The sequence below is a fragment of the Kitasatospora sp. NPDC008050 genome, assembly GCF_042957465.1.
In the GTDB taxonomy this organism is placed as follows: domain Bacteria; phylum Actinomycetota; class Actinomycetes; order Streptomycetales; family Streptomycetaceae; genus Kitasatospora.
The window spans coordinates 28,164-46,110 of the sequence record NZ_JBIBIJ010000005.1 but is presented as its reverse complement, the minus strand read 5'-3'; the positions used below and the strand labels follow the sequence as shown (position 1 = coordinate 46,110).

16 protein-coding genes are annotated in these 17,947 nt (G+C 71.1%); 11 read left to right on the top strand and 5 right to left on the bottom strand.

What is annotated here, in order from left to right; all coding sequences use genetic code 11:
- Nucleotides 1-5 precede the first annotated feature (5 nt).
- Complete coding sequence (locus ACFZB9_RS11595) at nt 6-1,517, bottom strand: peptide MFS transporter (RefSeq protein WP_391446014.1); 1,512 nt, start codon at nt 1,515-1,517, stop codon at nt 6-8.
- 441 nt (nt 1,518-1,958) lie between these two features.
- Between ACFZB9_RS11595 and ACFZB9_RS11590 the strand changes: the two genes are divergently transcribed.
- Nucleotides 1,959-2,633 carry a response regulator transcription factor gene (locus ACFZB9_RS11590; protein ID WP_035848478.1) on the top strand — a complete coding sequence of 225 codons (675 nt, stop codon included), beginning with the start codon at nt 1,959-1,961 and terminating at the stop codon, nt 2,631-2,633.
- Between the two features lie 17 nt (nt 2,634-2,650).
- A complete protein-coding gene (locus tag ACFZB9_RS11585) occupies nt 2,651-3,895 on the top strand; it encodes an ATP-binding protein (protein ID WP_391446012.1) in 1,245 nt (414 codons plus the stop codon).
- 66 nt (nt 3,896-3,961) lie between these two features.
- On the opposite strand, the gene ACFZB9_RS11580 is transcribed toward ACFZB9_RS11585, so the two are convergent.
- The gene (locus ACFZB9_RS11580; RefSeq protein WP_391446010.1) at nt 3,962-4,498 is read right to left on the bottom strand and encodes a GtrA family protein; all 537 of its coding nucleotides are present in this window, start codon (nt 4,496-4,498) and stop codon (nt 3,962-3,964) included.
- 237 nt (nt 4,499-4,735) lie between these two features.
- On the opposite strand from ACFZB9_RS11580, the gene ACFZB9_RS11575 reads away from it, so the two are divergent.
- Genes ACFZB9_RS11575 through ACFZB9_RS11565 form a run of 3 tightly spaced genes read left to right on the top strand, consistent with a single transcriptional unit; the run spans nt 4,736 to nt 7,626 of the window.
- Complete coding sequence (locus ACFZB9_RS11575; protein WP_391446008.1) at nt 4,736-5,893, top strand: 5-(carboxyamino)imidazole ribonucleotide synthase; 1,158 nt, start codon at nt 4,736-4,738, stop codon at nt 5,891-5,893.
- Nucleotides 5,890-6,420, top strand: a complete 531-nt coding sequence (gene purE, locus ACFZB9_RS11570; protein ID WP_391446006.1) for a 5-(carboxyamino)imidazole ribonucleotide mutase — start codon at nt 5,890-5,892, stop codon at nt 6,418-6,420. The genes ACFZB9_RS11575 and purE overlap by 4 nt, the downstream gene beginning before the upstream one ends.
- Before the next feature lie 12 nt (nt 6,421-6,432).
- Nucleotides 6,433-7,626 carry a dipeptidase gene (locus tag ACFZB9_RS11565; RefSeq protein ID WP_391446004.1) on the top strand — a complete coding sequence of 398 codons (1,194 nt, stop codon included), beginning with the start codon at nt 6,433-6,435 and terminating at the stop codon, nt 7,624-7,626.
- Between the two features lie 32 nt (nt 7,627-7,658).
- Here ACFZB9_RS11565 and ACFZB9_RS11560 read toward each other — a convergent pair whose 3' ends face one another.
- Together ACFZB9_RS11560 and ACFZB9_RS11555 are read right to left on the bottom strand one after the other, a co-directional pair.
- Nucleotides 7,659-8,069 (bottom strand): CoA-binding protein, encoded by a 411-nt coding sequence (locus ACFZB9_RS11560; RefSeq protein ID WP_391446002.1) that lies wholly within the window; start codon nt 8,067-8,069, stop codon nt 7,659-7,661.
- Between the two features lie 62 nt (nt 8,070-8,131).
- Complete coding sequence (locus tag ACFZB9_RS11555; RefSeq protein WP_391446000.1) at nt 8,132-9,472, bottom strand: UDP-glucose dehydrogenase family protein; 1,341 nt, start codon at nt 9,470-9,472, stop codon at nt 8,132-8,134.
- Nucleotides 9,473-9,655: 183 nt separating this feature from the next.
- Here ACFZB9_RS11555 and ACFZB9_RS11550 point away from each other — a divergent pair, with 183 nt between their 5' ends.
- Complete coding sequence (locus ACFZB9_RS11550) at nt 9,656-10,834, top strand: acyl-CoA dehydrogenase (protein ID WP_391445998.1); 1,179 nt, start codon at nt 9,656-9,658, stop codon at nt 10,832-10,834.
- Nucleotides 10,835-11,005: 171 nt separating this feature from the next.
- Nucleotides 11,006-11,707 (top strand): DUF4232 domain-containing protein, encoded by a 702-nt coding sequence (locus ACFZB9_RS11545; protein ID WP_391445996.1) that lies wholly within the window; start codon nt 11,006-11,008, stop codon nt 11,705-11,707.
- A 260-nt stretch (nt 11,708-11,967) separates the two neighbouring features.
- On the opposite strand, the gene ACFZB9_RS11540 is transcribed toward ACFZB9_RS11545, so the two are convergent.
- Nucleotides 11,968-13,296, bottom strand: a complete 1,329-nt coding sequence (locus ACFZB9_RS11540) for an LCP family protein (protein ID WP_391445994.1) — start codon at nt 13,294-13,296, stop codon at nt 11,968-11,970.
- A 167-nt stretch (nt 13,297-13,463) separates the two neighbouring features.
- Here ACFZB9_RS11540 and ACFZB9_RS11535 point away from each other — a divergent pair, with 167 nt between their 5' ends.
- The 4 genes from ACFZB9_RS11535 (at nt 13,464) to ACFZB9_RS11520 (ending at nt 17,872) form a co-directional block, all read left to right on the top strand.
- Nucleotides 13,464-13,562, top strand: a complete 99-nt coding sequence (locus tag ACFZB9_RS11535) for a putative leader peptide (RefSeq protein WP_391445992.1) — start codon at nt 13,464-13,466, stop codon at nt 13,560-13,562.
- A gap of 190 nt (nt 13,563-13,752) precedes the next feature.
- A complete protein-coding gene (gene ssuE, locus ACFZB9_RS11530) occupies nt 13,753-14,319 on the top strand; it encodes an NADPH-dependent FMN reductase (protein ID WP_391445990.1) in 567 nt (188 codons plus the stop codon).
- Between the two features lie 177 nt (nt 14,320-14,496).
- Entirely contained in the window at nt 14,497-15,285 is a 789-nt protein-coding gene (locus ACFZB9_RS11525) for an ABC transporter ATP-binding protein (protein WP_391445988.1), read from the top strand.
- 16 nt (nt 15,286-15,301) lie between these two features.
- The gene (locus tag ACFZB9_RS11520; RefSeq protein WP_391445986.1) at nt 15,302-17,872 is read left to right on the top strand and encodes an ABC transporter permease; all 2,571 of its coding nucleotides are present in this window, start codon (nt 15,302-15,304) and stop codon (nt 17,870-17,872) included.
- The last annotated feature ends 75 nt before the right edge of the window (nt 17,873-17,947 follow it).

The following is a 17,947-nucleotide window of genomic DNA, read 5'->3' as shown; positions in this document are numbered from 1 at the left end:
TCAGGTCAGTGGACGTCGCCCATCAGCCTGATCACGTTCTTGCGGTACATCACCAGTGCGATACCGGCGATGATCGCCGCCACGCCCTGGGAGGCGAAGTACCAGGTACTGCCGGTGGCGTTGCCCAGACCCAGCTGGATGATGGCCGCCACGCAGTCACCGGCGGTGACGGCGAGGAACCAGATACCCATCATCTGGCTGGCGTACTTGGCCGGCGCCAGCTTGGTGGTGACGGACAGACCCACCGGGGACAGGGCCAGCTCGCCGACGGTCTGGACCAGGTAGACCAGCGCCAGCCAGAGCGGGGTGACCTTGTGGCCGCCGGCGGCCGCGGCCATCGCCAGCATCATCACCAGGAACGAGGCGCCGATCAGCAGCAGGCCGACGGCGAACTTCATCGTGGTGCTCGGGTTCTTGGCCCGGCGGGAGAGCCAGACCCAGAGCCAGGCGAAGACCGGGGCCAGCGCCATGATGTAGAGCGGGTTCAGCGACTGGAACCAGCTGGAGGGGAAGCTCGCCCCGAGGATCGACAGCTTGGTGTTCTGGTCGGCGAAGACGCTCAGCGTGGAGCCGGACTGGTCGTAGATCATCCAGAACACGGCGGCGACCACGAAGAACCAGATGTAGCCGCGGATCTTGGAGTGGTCGGTGGGGCTGAGGTCCTTGTCCCGCTTGATCCGGGTGAAGACGACCACCGGGATCGCGATACCCGCGATGGACAGCGGCCAGACCGCCCAGTTGATGGTGAAGTGGCCGGAGAGCACCACGACGCCGTAGAAGACCACGGCCAGCGCCAGCCACAGGCCGGCCTTGCGCAGCAGCGCGGTCCGCTCGGAGTCCGAGATCGGCGAGGCCACCACGCTGCTCTGCGGGCTGAGGTGACGCGAGCCCAGCAGGTACTGGCCCAGACCCAGCGCCATGCCGATACCGGCCAGCGCGAAGCCGAGGTGCCAGTCGACGCTCTGGCCGACGGTGCCGATCACCAGCGGAGCCGCGAAGGCGCCGAGGTTGATGCCCATGTAGAAGATGGTGAAGCCACCATCGCGACGCGGGTCGTTCGGGCCGTCGTACAGGTGGCCGACCATCGTCGAGATGTTGGCCTTCAGCAGGCCGGAGCCCACCGCGATGAAGACCAGGCCGACGAAGAAGGAGCCCTCGAAGGGCACGGCCAGCAGGAAGTGGCCGATCATGATGATCGCGCCGCCGACCGCGACGGTCTTGCGGGCGCCGAGGAAGCGGTCCGCGATCCAGCCGCCGGGCAGGGCGAGCAGGTAGACCATGGCGTTGTAGACGCTGTAGATCGCGGTGGCCAGGGCCACCTTCATGCCGAGTCCGCCATGGGCCGTGGAGGCCGTCATGTAGAGGACCAGCAGGGCCCGCATCCCGTAGAAGCTGAACCGCTCCCAGGTCTCGGTCATGAAGAGGGTGGCGAGTCCGCGGGGGTGCCCGAAGAAGGTCTTGCCGCCGGAAGGAGTGACCGGCTTGAGGCCGGCGTCCAGGGTGGTGGGTGACGCCATGAGTCGTTGTTCCTTGCCTGACTGTCTGGGACACCGCCGCGCCGTGGGGGTGAGGCGAACGGGTCCGAGTGCCGCGGCGCCCCTGCTCGCTGCTCGAACAGGGGCGGACCGCAGTGCACGACATGGGGACCGGACCACTGTACGTCGCGAAATTCCACGACATGGGCGGACAAAAGCATTCAATTCAATAACGGGCCTTCGAAGGCTCGTTCGCCCTGGATGTGAGAATCGATGGTAAGGCAGGATTCGTTCCTTCGAAGCCATGGTCGAAGTGGAGATTCTGCGGTGGCTCCAGGCGTGGGAGCGTAGGTACGGCAGTTACCCGGTCCGGCGCGCCGACTACCCACTGTGAACTAGTTCACAACCCCGCAAGCGGTCGTGCGCCACCGCCGCGCCCGACGGGACTGATCGCCGAGTCCCGGGCGGACTACGATTCGCACCATGACCTGTGTGCTGCTCGCCGAGGACGACCCGGCTATCTCGGAACCGCTGGCCCGTGCCCTGCGCCGCGAGGGCTACGAGGTGCTCGTCCGTGAGGACGGCCCGTCGGCGCTCGAAGCCGGCCTGGAGGAGGAGGTCGACCTGGTCGTCCTCGATCTGGGCCTGCCGCAGATGGACGGCCTGGAGGTCTGCCGCCGGCTGCGCGCCGACGGCAAGAGCTGCCCGGTGCTGGTGCTCACCGCCCGCGCCGACGAGGTGGACACCGTGGTCGGCCTGGACGCCGGCGCCGACGACTACGTCACCAAGCCGTTCCGGCTGGCCGAACTGCTCGCCCGGGTCCGGGCGCTGCTGCGGCGCGGCAACGTGGACTCGCTGTCCACCGGCGCGCACGGCGTGCGGATCGACATCGAGTCGCACCGCGCCTGGGTCGGCGAGGAGGAACTGACCCTCTCGGCGAAGGAGTTCGAGCTGCTCCGGGTGCTGGTGCGGGACGCGGGCCGGGTGGTCACCCGCGAGGACATCATGCGCCAGGTCTGGGACACCACCTGGTGGACCTCGACCAAGACGCTGGACATGCACATCTCCTGGCTGCGCAAGAAGCTCGGTGACGACGCGACCAACCCGCGCTACATCGCCACCGTGCGCGGCGTGGGCTTCCGCTTCGAGAAGAACTAGGTCCGGAGCACCATCGCGTGAAACGCAGGATGATCAACTCGCTGCTGGGTGTGGTCCTGGTGGTGGTCGCGGTGTTCTGCGTGCCGCTCGCACTGGTGGAGAAACAGAGCATCATCGACACCGCCAACGAGCGGGCGGACGCCGCCGCCGTGCGGCTGCTCGGCCTGGTGGAGACCAGGCTGGCCGCCCACGAGCCGGTGACCGGGGAGCGGATCGGCAGCCAGGTCGTCGACGGCTACTACGCCGAGATCCAGGTGCCGGACCAGCCACTGATCACCATCGGGAGCAAGCCCGCGGGCGGCGACCCGGTCCGGGCCACCGAGTCCGGGGCCAGCGGCGAGACGGTGACCGTGGAGCAGTCCCGCTCCGAGGTCGACCGGGAGATCGGCCACATGCTGCTGCTGCTCGGCCTGGTGGCGCTGCTGGCCGTGCAGGCCGCGGTGGCGCTCGCGGTCTGGCAGGCGCGCCGGCTGGCCCGTCCGCTCACCGACCTGGTGGAGACCGCCGAGCGGCTCGGCTCCGGCGATCCGCGCCCGCGCGACCGGCGCTACGGGGTGGCCGAGCTGGACCGGGTGGCCGAGGTGCTGGACGCCAGCGCCGAGCGGATCGGCCGGATGCTCACCGCCGAGCGCCGGCTGGCCGCCGACGCCTCGCACCAGCTGCGCACCCCGCTCACCGCGCTGTCCATGCGGCTGGAGGAGATCACCGCGCTGTCCCACCAGCCGGAGACGGTGCGGGAGGAGGCCAGCATCGCGCTGCAGCAGGTCGAGCGGCTCACCGACGTGGTCCAGCGGCTGCTCACCAACCAGCGCGACACGCACGGGCCGTCGGCCGGCGGGTTCGAACTGGACGAGGTGATCCGCCAGCAGCGCGAGGAGTGGGCGGCCACCATGCGCGGCGCCGGGCGGCGGCTGGTGACCGAGGGCCTGGCCGGGGTGATCGCGCTCGGCACCCCGGGCACCGTCTCCCAGGTGCTGGCCACCCTGATCGAGAACTCGCTGATGCACGGCGCCGGCACGGTCACGCTGCGGGTGCGGCCGTCCAGCAGCTCGGTGGTGGTCGAGGTGCAGGACGAGGGCCCCGGGGTGCCGGCCGAGCTGGGCAACCGGGTCTTCGAACGGACGGTCAGCGGGCGCAACTCCACCGGCATCGGCCTGGCGGTGGCCCGCGACCTCGCGGAGGCGGACGGCGGGCGGCTGGAGCTGCTCTCGCTGCGGCCGCCGGTCTTCGCCCTGTTCCTCAACCGCCCGACGGTCGGCTGACCATCGGGCGGGGGCCTGCGTGTCCAACGCGGTGGGGCCTATGTGGTGGGGCCTACGCGGTGGGGCCTACTTGATGTAGGCCGCGTCCTCGGCCGCCAGGATCCGCTCGGCCTGGGCGACCACCGGCTGGGCCGCGAGCTGCTCGTGCTCGGCCAGCTCCGGCATCGCCTTGAAGACCCAGGTGCGGTAGGAGAAGAAGCGGAACAGCGTGGCCACCCCGGTGCCGGCCACCTTGGAGGCGTTGTAGGCCACCGTGCCGGTCATGGCCAGGGTGTAGGTGGTGAACCAGACCGCGCCGTTCTCGATCAGCAGGCCGATCGCGCTGAAGACCAGGAAGAGCGTGATCTCCCGGCGGCGCGAGGCCGCGTCGCTGTCCCGGTAGACCCAGTAGCGGTAGCCGAGGTAGTTGGCCAGGATCGCGACCACCGTGCCGATCACCGAGCAGCGCACCGGCGCCCAGTGGGTGGCGTGGATCACGGCGTTGGAGACACCGAAGTTGACCACGATGCCGACCAGGCCGACGACCGCGAACTTCAGCACCTCGCCGGAGACGCCCCGCAGTCGCTGGGTCAGGGAGGGGCGCGGAGCGCTGTGCTTCGTCATCCGTCAGGTCTCCTGTGTGCCTGGTCTGAGCGGCTGTTCGCCGAGGGCCGTGCCGGTGCGAACGGCCGCGCGGGCACATGATCACAACAGTGCCCCGTCTGGGTCAGGCCATCCAGGCTACCGGCTCCCGACGGCCCCACTCGCGCGCGAGCCTTCCGCGGGGCCCCGCACCGCCCCGCGGGGCCCCGCCCGCAGTGGCCGCGCACCCGGTTTGAGCGGCCCGGATATCCTGGCAGCGTGACTTTCCCGGGCAGCGCAAAATTTCCAACGGTAGGCATGGTCGGCGGCGGGCAGTTGGCCCGCATGGCGCACCAGGCGGGCATCCCTCTGGGGGTCCGTTTCAAGCTCCTCGCCGATACCCCGCAGGACTCCGCCTCCCAGGTGGTGGCCGACACCGTGTTCGGCGACTACCGGGACCTGGAGACGCTGCGCCGGTTCGCCGCCGACTGCGACGTGGTGACCTTCGACCACGAGCACGTCCCCACCGAGCACCTGCGGGCGCTGCAGGCCGACGGCATCGCCGTGCGGCCGGGCCCCCAGGCGCTGGTCAACGCCCAGGACAAGGGCGTGATGCGGGCCACGCTGGACTCCATCGGCGTGCCCTGCCCGCGCCACCGCCTGGTCGCGGACCCGGCCGACGTCACCGCCTTCGCGGGCGAGGGCGAGGGGTACCCCGTCGTCCTCAAGACCGTGCGCGGCGGCTATGACGGCAAGGGCGTCTGGGTGGTCGCCGACGAGGAGCAGGCGCGCGCGCCGTTCCTGGCCGGCGTCCCGGTGCTGGCCGAGGAGAAGGTCGACTTCGTCCGCGAGCTGGCCGCGAACGTGGTGCGCTCGCCCAGCGGCCAGGCGGTCGCCTACCCGGTGGTGGAGAGCCTGCAGGAGAACGGCGTCTGCGCCGAGGTCACCGCGCCCGCCCCCGACCTGGACCCCGCGCTCGCGAACGAGGCCCAGGAGCTGGCCCTGCGGATCGCCGGCGAGCTGGACATCACCGGCCACCTGGCGGTCGAGCTGTTCCAGACCCGCGACGGCCGGATCCTGGTCAACGAACTCGCCATGCGTCCGCACAACTCGGGCCACTGGTCGATCGACGGCGCGGTCACCTCGCAGTTCGAGAACCACCTGCGGGCGGTGCTCGACCTGCCGCTCGGCGACCCGCGCCCGCGGGCCCGGTGGACCGTGATGGTCAACGTGCTCGGCGGCGACTACCCCGACATGTACCACGCTTTCCTGCACTGCATGGCCCGTGACCCGGGCCTGCGGATCCACATGTACGGCAAGGACGTGAAGCCCGGCCGCAAGGTCGGCCACGTCACCGTCTTCGGGGACGACCTCGACGACGTGCGCGAGCGGGCGCGTCACGCGGCCGCGTACCTGAGAGGGACCATCACCGAATGAGCAGCTCAACTCCTGTCGTCGGCATCGCCATGGGCTCCGACTCCGACTGGTCGGTGATGGAGGCCGCCGCCCAGGCGCTCGACGAGTTCGAGGTGCCCTACGAGGTCAACGTGCTCTCCGCGCACCGGATGCCGCGCGAGATGATCGGCTACGGCGAGCAGGCCCACCGGCGCGGCCTGAAGGCGATCATCGCCGGGGCCGGCGGCGCCGCCCACCTGCCGGGCATGCTCGCCTCGGTGACCCCGCTGCCGGTCATCGGGGTCCCGGTGCCGCTGCGCTACCTGGACGGCATGGACAGCCTGCTCTCCATCGTCCAGATGCCGGCCGGCGTGCCGGTGGCCACCGTCTCGGTGGCCGGGGCGCGCAACGCGGGCTTGCTGGCGGTGCGCATGGTCGCCGCCTTCGACCCGGAACTCACCGAGAAGATGGTCGACTTCCAGGCCGAGCTGAACGCCCAGGCCACCGAGAAGGGCAAGAAGCTGCGCGCCAAGGTGGCCGGTTCGACCTCCTTCGGCTTCAGCCGGTAGAGGATAGGGGTCATGACGACCCCTGAACTGCTCGACCGCGCCCGTACGCTGCTCGCCGCCGCCCCCGTGGTGGACGGTCACAACGACCTGCCGTGGGCGATGCGCAAGCAGGCCGGCTACGACCTGGACGCCATCGACCTGGCCGCCGACCAGCGCAGCCGACTGCACACCGACCTCGACCGGCTGCGCGCCGGCGGGGTCGGCGGGCAGTTCTGGTCGGTGTACGTCTCCGCCGACCACGCGGGCGACGACGCGGTCAGCGCCACGCTGGAGCAGATCGACTTCGTGCGGGCGCTGGTCGACCGGTTCCCCGACCGGCTGCGCCTGGCCCTGACCGCCGCCGACATGGAGGCGGCCCGGGCCGAGGGCAAGGTCGCCTCGCTGATGGGCGCCGAGGGCGGACACAGCATCAACTGCTCGCTGGCCACCCTGCGCGCCCTGCACCAGCTGGGCGTGCGGTACATGACGCTCACTCACAACAGCAACGTGCCCTGGGCGGACTCGGCCACCGACGAGCCGGCGGCCGGCGGTCTGACCCGGTTCGGCGAGGAGGTCGTGCGGGAGATGAACCGGCTCGGCATGCTGGTCGACCTCTCGCACACCTCGCCCGACACCATGCGCGCGGCGCTGCGGGTCGGCCAGGCGCCGGTGATCTTCTCGCACTCCTCCTCGCGCGCGGTGCACGACCACCCGCGCAACATCCCCGACGACGTGCTCACCCAACTGCCCGCCAACGGGGGCGTGGCGATGGTCACCTTCGTCCCGCAGTTCATCTCGCCCGAGGCCCGCGCCTGGACCGACCGGGCCTCCGAGGAGCTGGCGAAGCACGGCTTCCACCACCTGGCGCACACGCCCGAAGCGATGAAGGTGCTGCGCGAGCTGGAGGCCCGGGACCCGCGCCCGATCACCACCGCGGCCACCGTCGCCGACCACCTGGACCACATGCGCGAGGTGGCCGGGATCGACCACCTCGGGGTGGGCGGCGACTTCGACGGCGTCGCCTTCACCCCGGCCGGGCTGGACGACGTGGCGGGCTACCCCAACCTGGTCGCCGAACTGCTCGGCCGCAACTGGTCCGAGGCCGACCTGTCCAAGCTCACCTGGGGCAACGCGGTGCGGGTGCTGGGCGACGCCGAGGCGGTCGCCGCCGAGCTGCGCACCACCCGCCGGCCGTCGATCGCCACCCTCGCCCAGCTGGACGGCTGAGAGCGGTCGGAGCAGGCGGTCGGAGCGGGCGGTCAGAGCAAGGGGATCTCGATCGCCGGGCAGCGGTCCATGACCATCAGCAGCCCGGCCTTCGTGGTCCGCTCGTACGCCTGCTCGTCGATCACGTCGAGCTGGAACCAGACCGCCTTGGCGCCCTTGGCGACCGCCTGGTCGGCCACCTCGCCGGCCAGCGAGCTGTTCACGAAGACGTCGACCACGTCGACCTCGAACGGGATCTCGGCCAGCGAGGCGTACCCCTGCTCGCCGAGCACCGTCTCGGCCTTGGGGTGCACCGGCACGATCCGCTTGCCGTAGCGCTGCAGGACCTGGGCCACGCCGTAGGCGGCGCGGCGGGTGTTGCTGGACAGGCCCACCACGGCCCAGGTCTCCCCGGTGGCGGTGAGGATCTCGCGGACGGTCGCCTTGTCGCGGAAGTCGGTCATGACCGCTGCAACACCGCCACCGGGCCGGCGATTCCAAGACCGGCCGGCCCATGGTGGGCGGTCTAGCTCGGCCGGCCCATCGCCCGGTAGGTCCAGCCCGCCGCGCGCCAGCGCGGGCCGTCCAGCACGTTGCGGCCGTCCAGCAGCCGGCGCTCGGCGACCACCTCGCCCAGTGCCACCGGGTCCAGCTCGCGGAACTCCTGCCACTCCGTCAGGTGCAGCACCACGTGCGCCCCGACGGCCGCTTCGCTCGCCGAGACGGCGTAGGAGAGCGAGGGGAACATCTTGCGGGCGTTGTCCATCGCCTTGGGGTCGTAGACGGTCACCTGCGCGCCCTGGAGCTGGATCTGGGCGGCCACGTTGAGCGCGGGGGAGTCGCGGATGTCGTCCGAGTTCGGCTTGAAGGCGGCGCCGAGCACGGCCACCCGGCGGTCCAGGAAGCCGCCGCCGCACTGCTCGCGGGCCAGCTCCACCATCCGCGAGCGGCGGCGCATGTTGATCGAGTCGACCTCGCGCAGGAAGGTCAGCGCCTGGTCGGCGCCGAGCTCGCCGGCCCGGGCCATGAAGGCCCGGATGTCCTTGGGCAGGCAGCCGCCGCCGAAGCCGAGCCCGGCGTTGAGGAACCGGCCGCCGATCCGCTCGTCGTAGGAGAGCGCCTTGGCGAGCAGCGTGACATCGGCGCCCGCGCTCTCGCAGACCTCGGCCATCGCGTTGATGAAGGAGATCTTGGTGGCCAGGAAGGAGTTGGCGGCGGCCTTGACCAGCTCGGCGGTGGGGTAGTCGGTGATCACCAGCGGCACGCCGTCGGCCAGCGGGGTCGCGTACACCTCGCGCAGCAGCTCCTCGGCGCGGCCGCCCTCGCACACCCCGACCACGATCCGGTCGGGGTGCAGGGTGTCGCCGACCGCGAAGCCCTCGCGCAGGAACTCCGGGTTCCAGGCCAGTTCGATCCCCTCGCCGGCCGGGGCCAGCGCCCGCAGCCGCTCGGCGAGCCGCCCCGCGCTGCCGACCGGGACGGTGGACTTGCCGACCACCAGCGCGGGGCGGGTCAGGTGCGGGGCGAGCGCGTCCACCGCCAGCTCGACATAGGACATGTCGGCGGCGAACTCGCCCTTCTTCTGCGGGGTGTTGACGCAGATGAAGTGGACGTCGGCGAACTCGGCGACCTCCTGGGGCGAGGAGGTGAAGCGCAGCCGGCCGGTCGAGCCCGGGTGCCCGGCGACGTGCTTGAGCAGCAGCTCGGAGAGCCCGGGCTCGTACATCGGCACCTGGCCGGCCGCCAGCGAGGCGAGCTTGTCGGGGTCGATGTCCATGCCGAGGACCTCGAAGCCCAACTCGGCGAGGCAGGCCGCGTGCGTGGCACCGAGATAGCCGGTACCGATCACCGAGATGCGCAGGGCCACAGGGCTTCCCCTTCACGGGCCGCCGGCGTACGACCGGCGAAGGACAGGAGTGAGGTGCAGCCACCGATGGTATCGGGCGCTCGGCATGTCATCGACGTCACGTCTGGTCATCACGCCCGCGAGGCCTAGAATGGGGATCTACTGAACAGTAACTAACGTCGTTTCGCAGAGGGGCAGCAGACCATGGCTGGCAATGCCGACTTCGACCTCTTCCGCATCTCGGAGGAGCACGAGATGCTCCGCGAGACGGTTCGAGCGCTCGCCGAGGCCAAAATCGCCCCGTTCGCGGCCGATGTGGACGAGCACGGCCGGTTCCCGCAGGAGGCGCGCGACGCTCTTGAGGCGAACGACCTGCACGCGGTGCACATCCCCGAGGAGTACGGCGGCGCCGGTGCCGACGCGCTGGCCACCGTGATCGTGATCGAGGAGGTCGCCCGGGTCTGCGCGTCCTCCTCGCTGATCCCGGCCGTCAACAAGCTCGGCTCGCTGCCGGTGCAGCTGTCCGGCTCCGAGGAGCTGAAGCAGAAGTACCTGGGTGCGCTCGCGCGCGGCGAGGGCATGTTCTCCTACTGCCTCTCCGAGCCGGACGCCGGTTCGGACGCGGCGGGCATGAAGACCCGCGCGGTGCGCGACGGCGACTTCTGGGTGCTCAACGGCGTCAAGCGGTGGATCACCAACGCGGGCGTCTCGGAGTTCTACACCGTCATGGCGGTCACCGACCCCGAGAAGCGCTCCAAGGGCATCTCGGCGTTCGTCGTCGAGAAGGGCGACGAGGGCGTCTCCTTCGGCGCCCCGGAGAAGAAGCTGGGCATCAAGGGCTCGCCGACCCGCGAGGTCTACCTGGACAACGTCCGGATCCCCGCCGACCGCATGATCGGCGCCGAGGGCACCGGCTTCGCCACCGCGATGAAGACCCTGGACCACACCCGGATCACCATCGCCGCCCAGGCGCTGGGCATCGCCCAGGGGGCGCTCGACTACGCCGCCGGCTACGTCAAGGAGCGCAAGCAGTTCGGCAAGCCGATCGGCGACTTCCAGGGCATCCAGTTCATGCTCGCCGACATGGCGATGAAGCTGGAGGCCGCCAGGCAGCTCACCTACGCGGCTGCCGCCAAGTCGCAGCGCGTTGCCGTCGGGGGGGACAAGGAGGATCTGACCTTCTTCGGCGCGGCTGCCAAGTGCTTCGCCTCGGACGTCGCGATGGAGGTCACCACCGACGCCGTCCAGCTGCTCGGCGGCTACGGCTACACCCGCGACTACCCGGTGGAGCGGATGATGCGCGACGCCAAGATCACCCAGATTTATGAAGGAACGAACCAGGTGCAGCGCATCGTGATGGCCCGCAACCTGCCGAGCGCCTGAGCACCACGCGCTCTGCCCCGGCCTCCAGCCCCCCGCGCCCCGTCCGGCGCGGGGGGCTGTTGCGTGCCGGACGACCGCTTGTTACGCAGCCGCGACAGCAGGGCGCGAACTGAAACGGCGGATGAGGGCGTGATGAGAGGAGTAATGATCACACCACCCGCTGGGGGAGTCATGAGGTTGCGCAAGGCGATGGCCATCGCGGTCACCACGATCGCACTGGGGCTGGGCGCGGTCGCGTGCAACGACGAGGTGCCGGCGACCTCCGCGGCCAATCCGGCCGCCTCCGTCACGCCCGCCTCCGCCGTGCCCGGCGCCTCGCACACGCCCGTACCCGGTGGTGCGTCGAGCGCCGGCGCCGGCGCCAAGACGAGCGCCAAGCCCGGCGCCCCGGCCGGCACCGCCAAGCCGACCGCCGACGCCTCCTCCCGCTGCCACACCGGGGACGTGACGGTGGAGGTCCAGCTCCAGCCGACCTCGATCCTGCCCAACTCGGCGATGGTGATGGTGACCAACAAGAGCTCGCGTACCTGCACCGTCTACGGCTACCTCGGTTACGGCGGCCTGCGGGCCGACAACAGCGCGATGGTGCTGAAGACCAGCCGGGTCGCCTACCCGGGTGCGCCGATGGCCAGCACCCTGAAGCCAGGCAACAGCGCCTTCGCCGGTCTGAAGTGGGCCTCCTGCGACAAGGCCGACCCGAACTGCAACGTGCTGGCCGGCCTCACCGTCACCCCGCCGGACGAGACCACCCAGGTGACCGCCAGCGTGCTGGGCGACGACGGCAAGCCGGTGGACCAGCTGCTGGTCTCCGCCGCCGGGTTCACCGTCGGCTCGCTGCAGCCGAGCCACGAGGGCGTGGACTTCACCTCCTGACGACGCGGCAGGGCCGCCGCACCCCTTCGCAGCCCTCCTGCCCCTGACCGGGGCGGGAGGGCTTCGTCATGCCTCCTTCGAGGTGGCCGGCTGTCGCCACCTCCCAGGTGGTCACCGCCGGCCCGCACCACCGGCACCGTGCTCACCATCGACGGCGGCCAGGTGCTGGTCCGAGCCGGCCCGTGACGACGCCGAACGCCGCACGGCCCGGGAGTTCGCCTCCCGGGCCGTGCGGCGTTCGGTACCTGCCCGACCTCCGGTCAGAAGGTGGGCACCGCGGTGTCGTTCTTGATCGCGTCGAAGACCTGCTTGGACTTGGCCGGGTCCCACTTGACCGCGGACTCGCCGGTGCTGGTGTGGTAGTCCGCGTTGCCGATCGGGATGGTGATGCTCTTCCCGTCGCCGCTGCTGACCGTGCGCATCGCCTCGAAGAGGGTGGCCAGGTCGGTCAGGCCGGTGTTGTTGTCGACGATCAGGGTGTCCAGGCCCGAGCCGATCAGCGGGTAGAGCTCGAAGGGGTTGAGCAGCGTGGTCGGCGAGGCCGCCTGGTGGGCCAGTGCGGAGAGGAACTTCTGCTGGTTGCGCATCCGGCCCAGGTCCTGGTCGGCCATCTGGTGGCGCTGGCGCACGAAGGCCAGCGACTGCGTCCCGTTCAGGGTCTGGCAGCCGGCCTTCAGGTTCAGCCCGGAGTCGGTGTCCTGGATGTCCTTGTCGATGCACATGTGCACGCCGCCCACCGCGTCCACGATGCCGACGAACCCGGCGAAGCCGACCTCGGCGTAGTGGTCGATGTGGATGCCGGTGTTCAACTCCACGGTGCGCACCAGCAGTTCGCCGCCGCCGTTGTTGAAGGCCGAGTTGATCTTGGAGGTGGTGGCGGCGATGGTCCGGCCGCTGCCCGAGGTGTCCTGATGGGCCGGGATCGGCACCCAGGAGTCACGCGGGATGCTCATCAGCGTGTTCCCGTGGTCGCCGATGTGCAGGATCATCATCGAGTCGCTGCGCTTGCCGTCGTCCGACCCGGTGTGCATGTCCTGCTTCTGGGTCGAGGTCAGGCCGTCGCGGCTGTCCGAGCCGACGATCAGCCAGTTGGTGCCCTTGCCCGCCGCCGGGCGCCCCGGGTAGTCGGCGAGCACGTTCTGGTGGTTCAGCTTGGAGTCGGCCCAGAAGTAGGTGCCCACGCTGGTGACCAGCACCGCCAGGATCACCCCGAGCACCGCGTACTTGATCTTGCGGCGGCGCGGCCAGCGCTTGCGGGCCTGCGGACGCGCGCCGGGCGGCACCGGGCCACCGGGACCACCAGGGCCGCCAGGGCCAACCGGGCCGCCAGGGCCAACCGGGCCGCCGGGCTGCCCGGGACCGGCCGGTCCGGTGGGCTGCCGCAGCGGCTGCCCCGGCACCTGGTGCGGGCGCTGCCCCGCTTGCTGGGCGGGCCGCGGCGCCGGCGGGCGCCGCCCGGCGGGTGCGCCCGCAGAGCGCGGCGAGAGACCGGGCGGCAGCGGCGGCTCGGCGCCGCCACCGGCCGCACCGTCTTGGTCGCCGTATCCACTGCCACCGCCGCTCGGGCGGCCCTGCTGCCACGTGTTCATGCTGTCGAGAATGCCCGATCGATCCGCTCCGAAGCCGCCTCGGGCCACTGTGCGGGTTGCTTGTAGCAGAGTTGATGCAGGGGTGGGACGGTCCGGGCGCACGGGCGCCCGGGAGCACACCCGGCGGACAGAACGATCCTTGACCGCCTGGAAGAGCACGTGTTTGCATGAGAACCATGGACCAGAGCCCGAGTCTCACGCGTCGGCGGCACGTCGACCTGCAGCGTGTCTCCGGGTCGCTCTGTCGTCCCCGTACTCGCGGTTGACCATCCGCCGCCTCTCCCGTCACTCACCAGGCCCCCTCGGCCGGATCTCGCGTGCCGTCCCGGGGTGCTCCCGTTGCAGCAGCGCCATCCCGCCCGGTCGCGCCGTCGCGTCCCGGACCCGTCCCGGCTGCCCAGCTCCCGCGTGCCCGCCCCCACCGTCGGCCCGCGTCTACCCCGAGGTTGTGAACCCATGGCCACCGTGCTCGCCGTCTCCGGCTCCCCGTCCCCGACCTCCCGCACCACCCGCCTGCTGCGCCACGTCGGTGCCCGGCTCGCCGACCAGGGGCACCGGGTGCTCCCGCTCGACGTCCGTGAGCTGCCCGCCGAGTCCCTGCTGTCCGGTGACACCCGGCACCCCCGGATAGCCCGCGCCCTGGAGCTGGTCGACCAGGCGGACGGCCTGGTGATCGGCACCCCCGTCTACAAGGCCGCCTACTCCGGCCTGCTCAAGGCCCTGCTGGACGTGCTGCCGCAGTACGCGCTGGCGGGCAAGACCGTGCTGCCGCTGGCCACCGGCGGGTCGACGGCCCACGTGCTGGCCGTGGACTACGCGCTGCGCCCGGTGCTCTCCTCGATGGGCGCGAGCCACATCACCCAGGGCTGGTTCGTCCTGGACCGGCACATCTCGGTGCGCGAGGACGGTGTCACGGTGGTCGAGCGCGAAACCGACGTGCTGCTGCGCCCGGTGGTCGACGCGTTCGCCGCCGCGCTCGCGCTGCGTCCGCAGGGCGAGCCGGCGCTGCTCGCACGCCCCTGAGAACCCGCCCCCGGACCCCTAGGGGGACCGGCTGGACGACCCGTACAACTCTGGTCATCCAGCGTCCTCCCGCCGGATGACGAGGGCTCTGACCTCATGCCCTAGGTTGAGGACATCGGCTCGGCCCCTGCTGTCAAGGGGGCCGGGCTCGGGGGAACAACGACCTAGGAGCCAGACGTGACGACTGCATCGGCAGCCGTGCAGACTTCCGAGAACCCCGGCGGCGGGGCCGCCAGTGCCGCCAGCGCGCGGCAGGTGACCAAGGCGTACGGCGCGGGCGAGACCCGGGTCACCGCCCTGGACGCGGTGGACGTGGACATCGAGCGCGGCCGGTTCACAGCGATCATGGGCCCCTCCGGCTCGGGCAAGTCCACGCTGATGCACTGCCTGGCCGGGCTCGACACGGTCAGCCAGGGCCGGATCTGGATCGGTGACACCGAGGTCACCGGGCTGAAGGACAAGCAGCTCACCCGGCTGCGGCGAGACAAGATCGGTTTCATCTTCCAGGCCTTCAACCTGCTCCCGACGCTCAACGCGCTGGAGAACATCACGCTCCCGATGGACATAGCCGGGCGCAAGCCCGACCAGGCCTGGCTGGACCAGGTCGTCGCCACCGTCGGTCTGGGCGAGCGCCTCAAGCACCGTCCGACCCAGCTCTCCGGCGGCCAGCAGCAGCGCGTCGCGGTGGCCCGCGCCCTGGCCGCCCGCCCGGAGATCATCTTCGGTGACGAGCCCACCGGAAACCTCGACTCCCGCTCCGGCTCCGAGGTCCTGACCTTCCTGCGGCGCTCGGTGGACGAGCTCGCCCAGACCATCGTCATGGTCACCCACGACCCGGTGGCCGCGAGCTACGCGGACCGGGTGCTCTTCCTGGCCGACGGCCGGCTCGTCGACGAGATGCACGCCCCGACGGCCGACTCCGTCCTCGAACGCATGCGCCGTTTCGACGGCAAGCGCACCAGCTGAGCCGGGGCCGACACAGATGCTGCTCAAGACCTCACTGCGGAGCTTCCTGGCCCACAAGGGCCGGATGGTGCTCTCGCTGATCGCCGTCGTGCTCTCGGTCGCCTTCGTCTCCGGCACCCTGGTCTTCTCCAACACGGCCACCAGCACCTTCGACAAGCTCTTCGACGCCACCGCCTCCGACCTCTCGGTCAGCCAGGCGCCGCCCAAGGGCGGTGACGCGGCCCAGGAGAACGGCGGCAAGACGCTGACCGTCCCGGCCGCCGCCGTGGCACAGCTCGCCGGCCAGCCCGGCGTCAAGACCGCCGGCGGCCAGGTCTCGGTGCAGACCGGCACCCTGGTCAACCCGAAGACCAACAAGGCCGTCGGCCCCACCGGCGGCGCCCCGACCATCGTCGGCGGCTGGGCCCCCGGTCCGCACCCGGCGATGACCATCACCTCCGGCGGTGCCCCGGCCGGGTCCGGTCAGCTGATGATCGACGCGGACACCGCCAAGCACGCGGGCCTGCACCTGGGCGACCCGATCCGGGTGATCGGCGACCTGGGCACCTTCGACTTCACCATCTCCGGCATCGCCACCTTCAACGGCACCAACCCCGGTGCCGCGCTGGCCTTCCTGGACGTTCCCACCGCGCAGCAGGACCTGCTGGGCACCACCACCGGCTACACCTCGATCGACGTCTACGGCGACGGCAGCAGGAGCGACGACCAGCTGAAGGCGCAGGCAGCCGCCACCCTCGGCAACGGCTACCAGTTCAAGACCGCCGCCGAGCAGAAGGCCGACAACAAGAAGGGCGTCGGCTCCTTCCTCGACTTCATGAAGTACGTGATGCTCGGCTTCGCCGGCGTCTCGCTGCTGGTAGGCGCCTTCCTGATCATCAACACCTTCTCGATGCTGGTCGCCCAGCGCACCCGTGAGATCGGCCTGCTGCGCGCGCTCGGTGGCAGCCGCCGCCAGGTCAACCGCTCGGTGCTGATCGAGGCGCTGCTGCTCGGCGTGATCGGCTCCACGCTGGGCATGCTGGCGGGCCTGGGCCTGGCGCTGCTGCTGATCCAGCTGATGAAGGCGGTGGGGATGAACCTGTCCTCCTCGCTGGTGATCGGCGCCAACGTGCCGATCGCCTCCTACCTGGTCGGCATCGTGATCACCGTGCTGGCCGCCTGGATCCCGGCCCGCCGGGCCGGCAAGGTCTCCCCGATGGCCGCGCTGCGCGACCACGGGACGCCCAGCGAGGGCGCCGCCAACAAGATCCGGATGGCGCTCGGCCTGCTGATCACCGCCGGCGGCGGTGCGCTGCTGGCCGCCGGGGCCAACGCCTCGGCGCTCGGCACCGGCGGCAGCGACCTGGGACTGGGCCTGGTGCTGACCCTGGTCGGCTTCGTGGTGCTCGGTCCGCTGCTGGCCGGCGTGGTGATCCGGGTGCTCGGTGCCGTGCTGCCGGCCCTGTTCGGTCCGGCCGGGCGGCTGGCCCAGCGCAACGCGCTGCGCAACCCGCGCCGCACCGGCGCCACCGCCGCCGCGCTGATGATCGGCCTGGCGCTGGTCACCGGTGCCTCGGTGGTCACCAACTCGATGGTCAGCTCCACCAGCTCGCAGATCGACAAGTCGGTGGGCGCGGACTACATCGTCACGGTCAACCACGGCGGTCTGACCACCGCCATGGTCAACGCGGCCAAGGGCACACAGGGCCTGTCCCACCTCACCGAGCAGCGCGAGCTCGCCGCCACCGTCACCACCCCCGGCGGCAAGCAGCTGGACGAGTTCGTCTCGGCCGTCTCGCCCACCTTCACCCAGGACTTCTCGCTGCCGGTCAGCTCCGGCAGCCCTGATGGCCTGGCCGGCGGCGGGATCTCGGTCGACGCGAACTTCGCCAAGGACAACAACGTGAAGGCCGGCGACAAGCTGGCGATCGACTACGGCAAGGGCCGCACCCAGACCCTGCCGATCGCGGTGGTCACCAGTACCGGCAACAACATCTTCGACCACCACTTCTTCGCCACCATCGACACCGTCGCCCAGGCGGTGCCGCTGGACCAGCAGCCCAGCGACGTGGCCGTCTTCGGCAAGGCCGCCGCCGGGGCGGACGTCGAGAAGACCCTGACCGCCCTGCAGAACTCGCTGACCGCCTACCCGCAGGTCACGGTGCAGGACCAGGCCGGCTACAAGAAGATCGTCCAGAAGAGCGTGGACACCCTGCTCTACCTGGTCTACGGCCTGCTCGGGCTGGCGATCACCGTCGCGGTGCTCGGCGTGGTCAACACGCTGGCGCTCTCGGTGGTCGAGCGGACCAGGGAGATCGGCCTGCTGCGCGCGATCGGCCTGTCGCGCCGTCAGCTGCGCCGGATGATCCGCCTGGAGTCGGTGGTGATCGCCGTCTTCGGCGCGGTCCTGGGCACCGGCCTCGGCCTGGCCTGGGGCGTCACCGCCCAGCGGGTGCTGCGCAACTCCGGACTGAACGAGCTGTCGGTCCCGGTGGGCACCATCGTGGTGGTCCTGCTGCTCTCCGCCGTGGTCGGCCTGCTGGCCGCGCTGCTGCCGGCCTTCCGGGCCGGGCGGATGAACGTGCTGGCGGCCATCGCCACCGACTGACCTGCCGTCAGCCGACCGGGCCGGGCGCTCCCACAGGGGAGGAGCACCCGGCCCGGTCGCGCATTCCGGCCGTTC

Coding starts and splice junctions, on each gene's coding strand:
- ACFZB9_RS11595 (WP_391446014.1), bottom strand. CDS start 1,517: ATGGCGTCACCCACCACCCTGGACGCCGGCCTCAAGCCGGTCACTCCT.
- ACFZB9_RS11590 (WP_035848478.1), top strand. CDS start 1,959: ATGACCTGTGTGCTGCTCGCCGAGGACGACCCGGCTATCTCGGAACCG.
- ACFZB9_RS11580 (WP_391446010.1), bottom strand. CDS start 4,498: ATGACGAAGCACAGCGCTCCGCGCCCCTCCCTGACCCAGCGACTGCGG.
- purE (WP_391446006.1), top strand. CDS start 5,890: ATGAGCAGCTCAACTCCTGTCGTCGGCATCGCCATGGGCTCCGACTCC.
- ACFZB9_RS11565 (WP_391446004.1), top strand. CDS start 6,433: ATGACGACCCCTGAACTGCTCGACCGCGCCCGTACGCTGCTCGCCGCC.
- ACFZB9_RS11560 (WP_391446002.1), bottom strand. CDS start 8,069: ATGACCGACTTCCGCGACAAGGCGACCGTCCGCGAGATCCTCACCGCC.
- ACFZB9_RS11550 (WP_391445998.1), top strand. CDS start 9,656: ATGGCTGGCAATGCCGACTTCGACCTCTTCCGCATCTCGGAGGAGCAC.
- ACFZB9_RS11545 (WP_391445996.1), top strand. CDS start 11,006: ATGAGGTTGCGCAAGGCGATGGCCATCGCGGTCACCACGATCGCACTG.
- ACFZB9_RS11540 (WP_391445994.1), bottom strand. CDS start 13,296: ATGAACACGTGGCAGCAGGGCCGCCCGAGCGGCGGTGGCAGTGGATAC.
- ACFZB9_RS11535 (WP_391445992.1), top strand. CDS start 13,464: ATGAGAACCATGGACCAGAGCCCGAGTCTCACGCGTCGGCGGCACGTC.
- ssuE (WP_391445990.1), top strand. CDS start 13,753: ATGGCCACCGTGCTCGCCGTCTCCGGCTCCCCGTCCCCGACCTCCCGC.
- ACFZB9_RS11520 (WP_391445986.1), top strand. CDS start 15,302: ATGCTGCTCAAGACCTCACTGCGGAGCTTCCTGGCCCACAAGGGCCGG.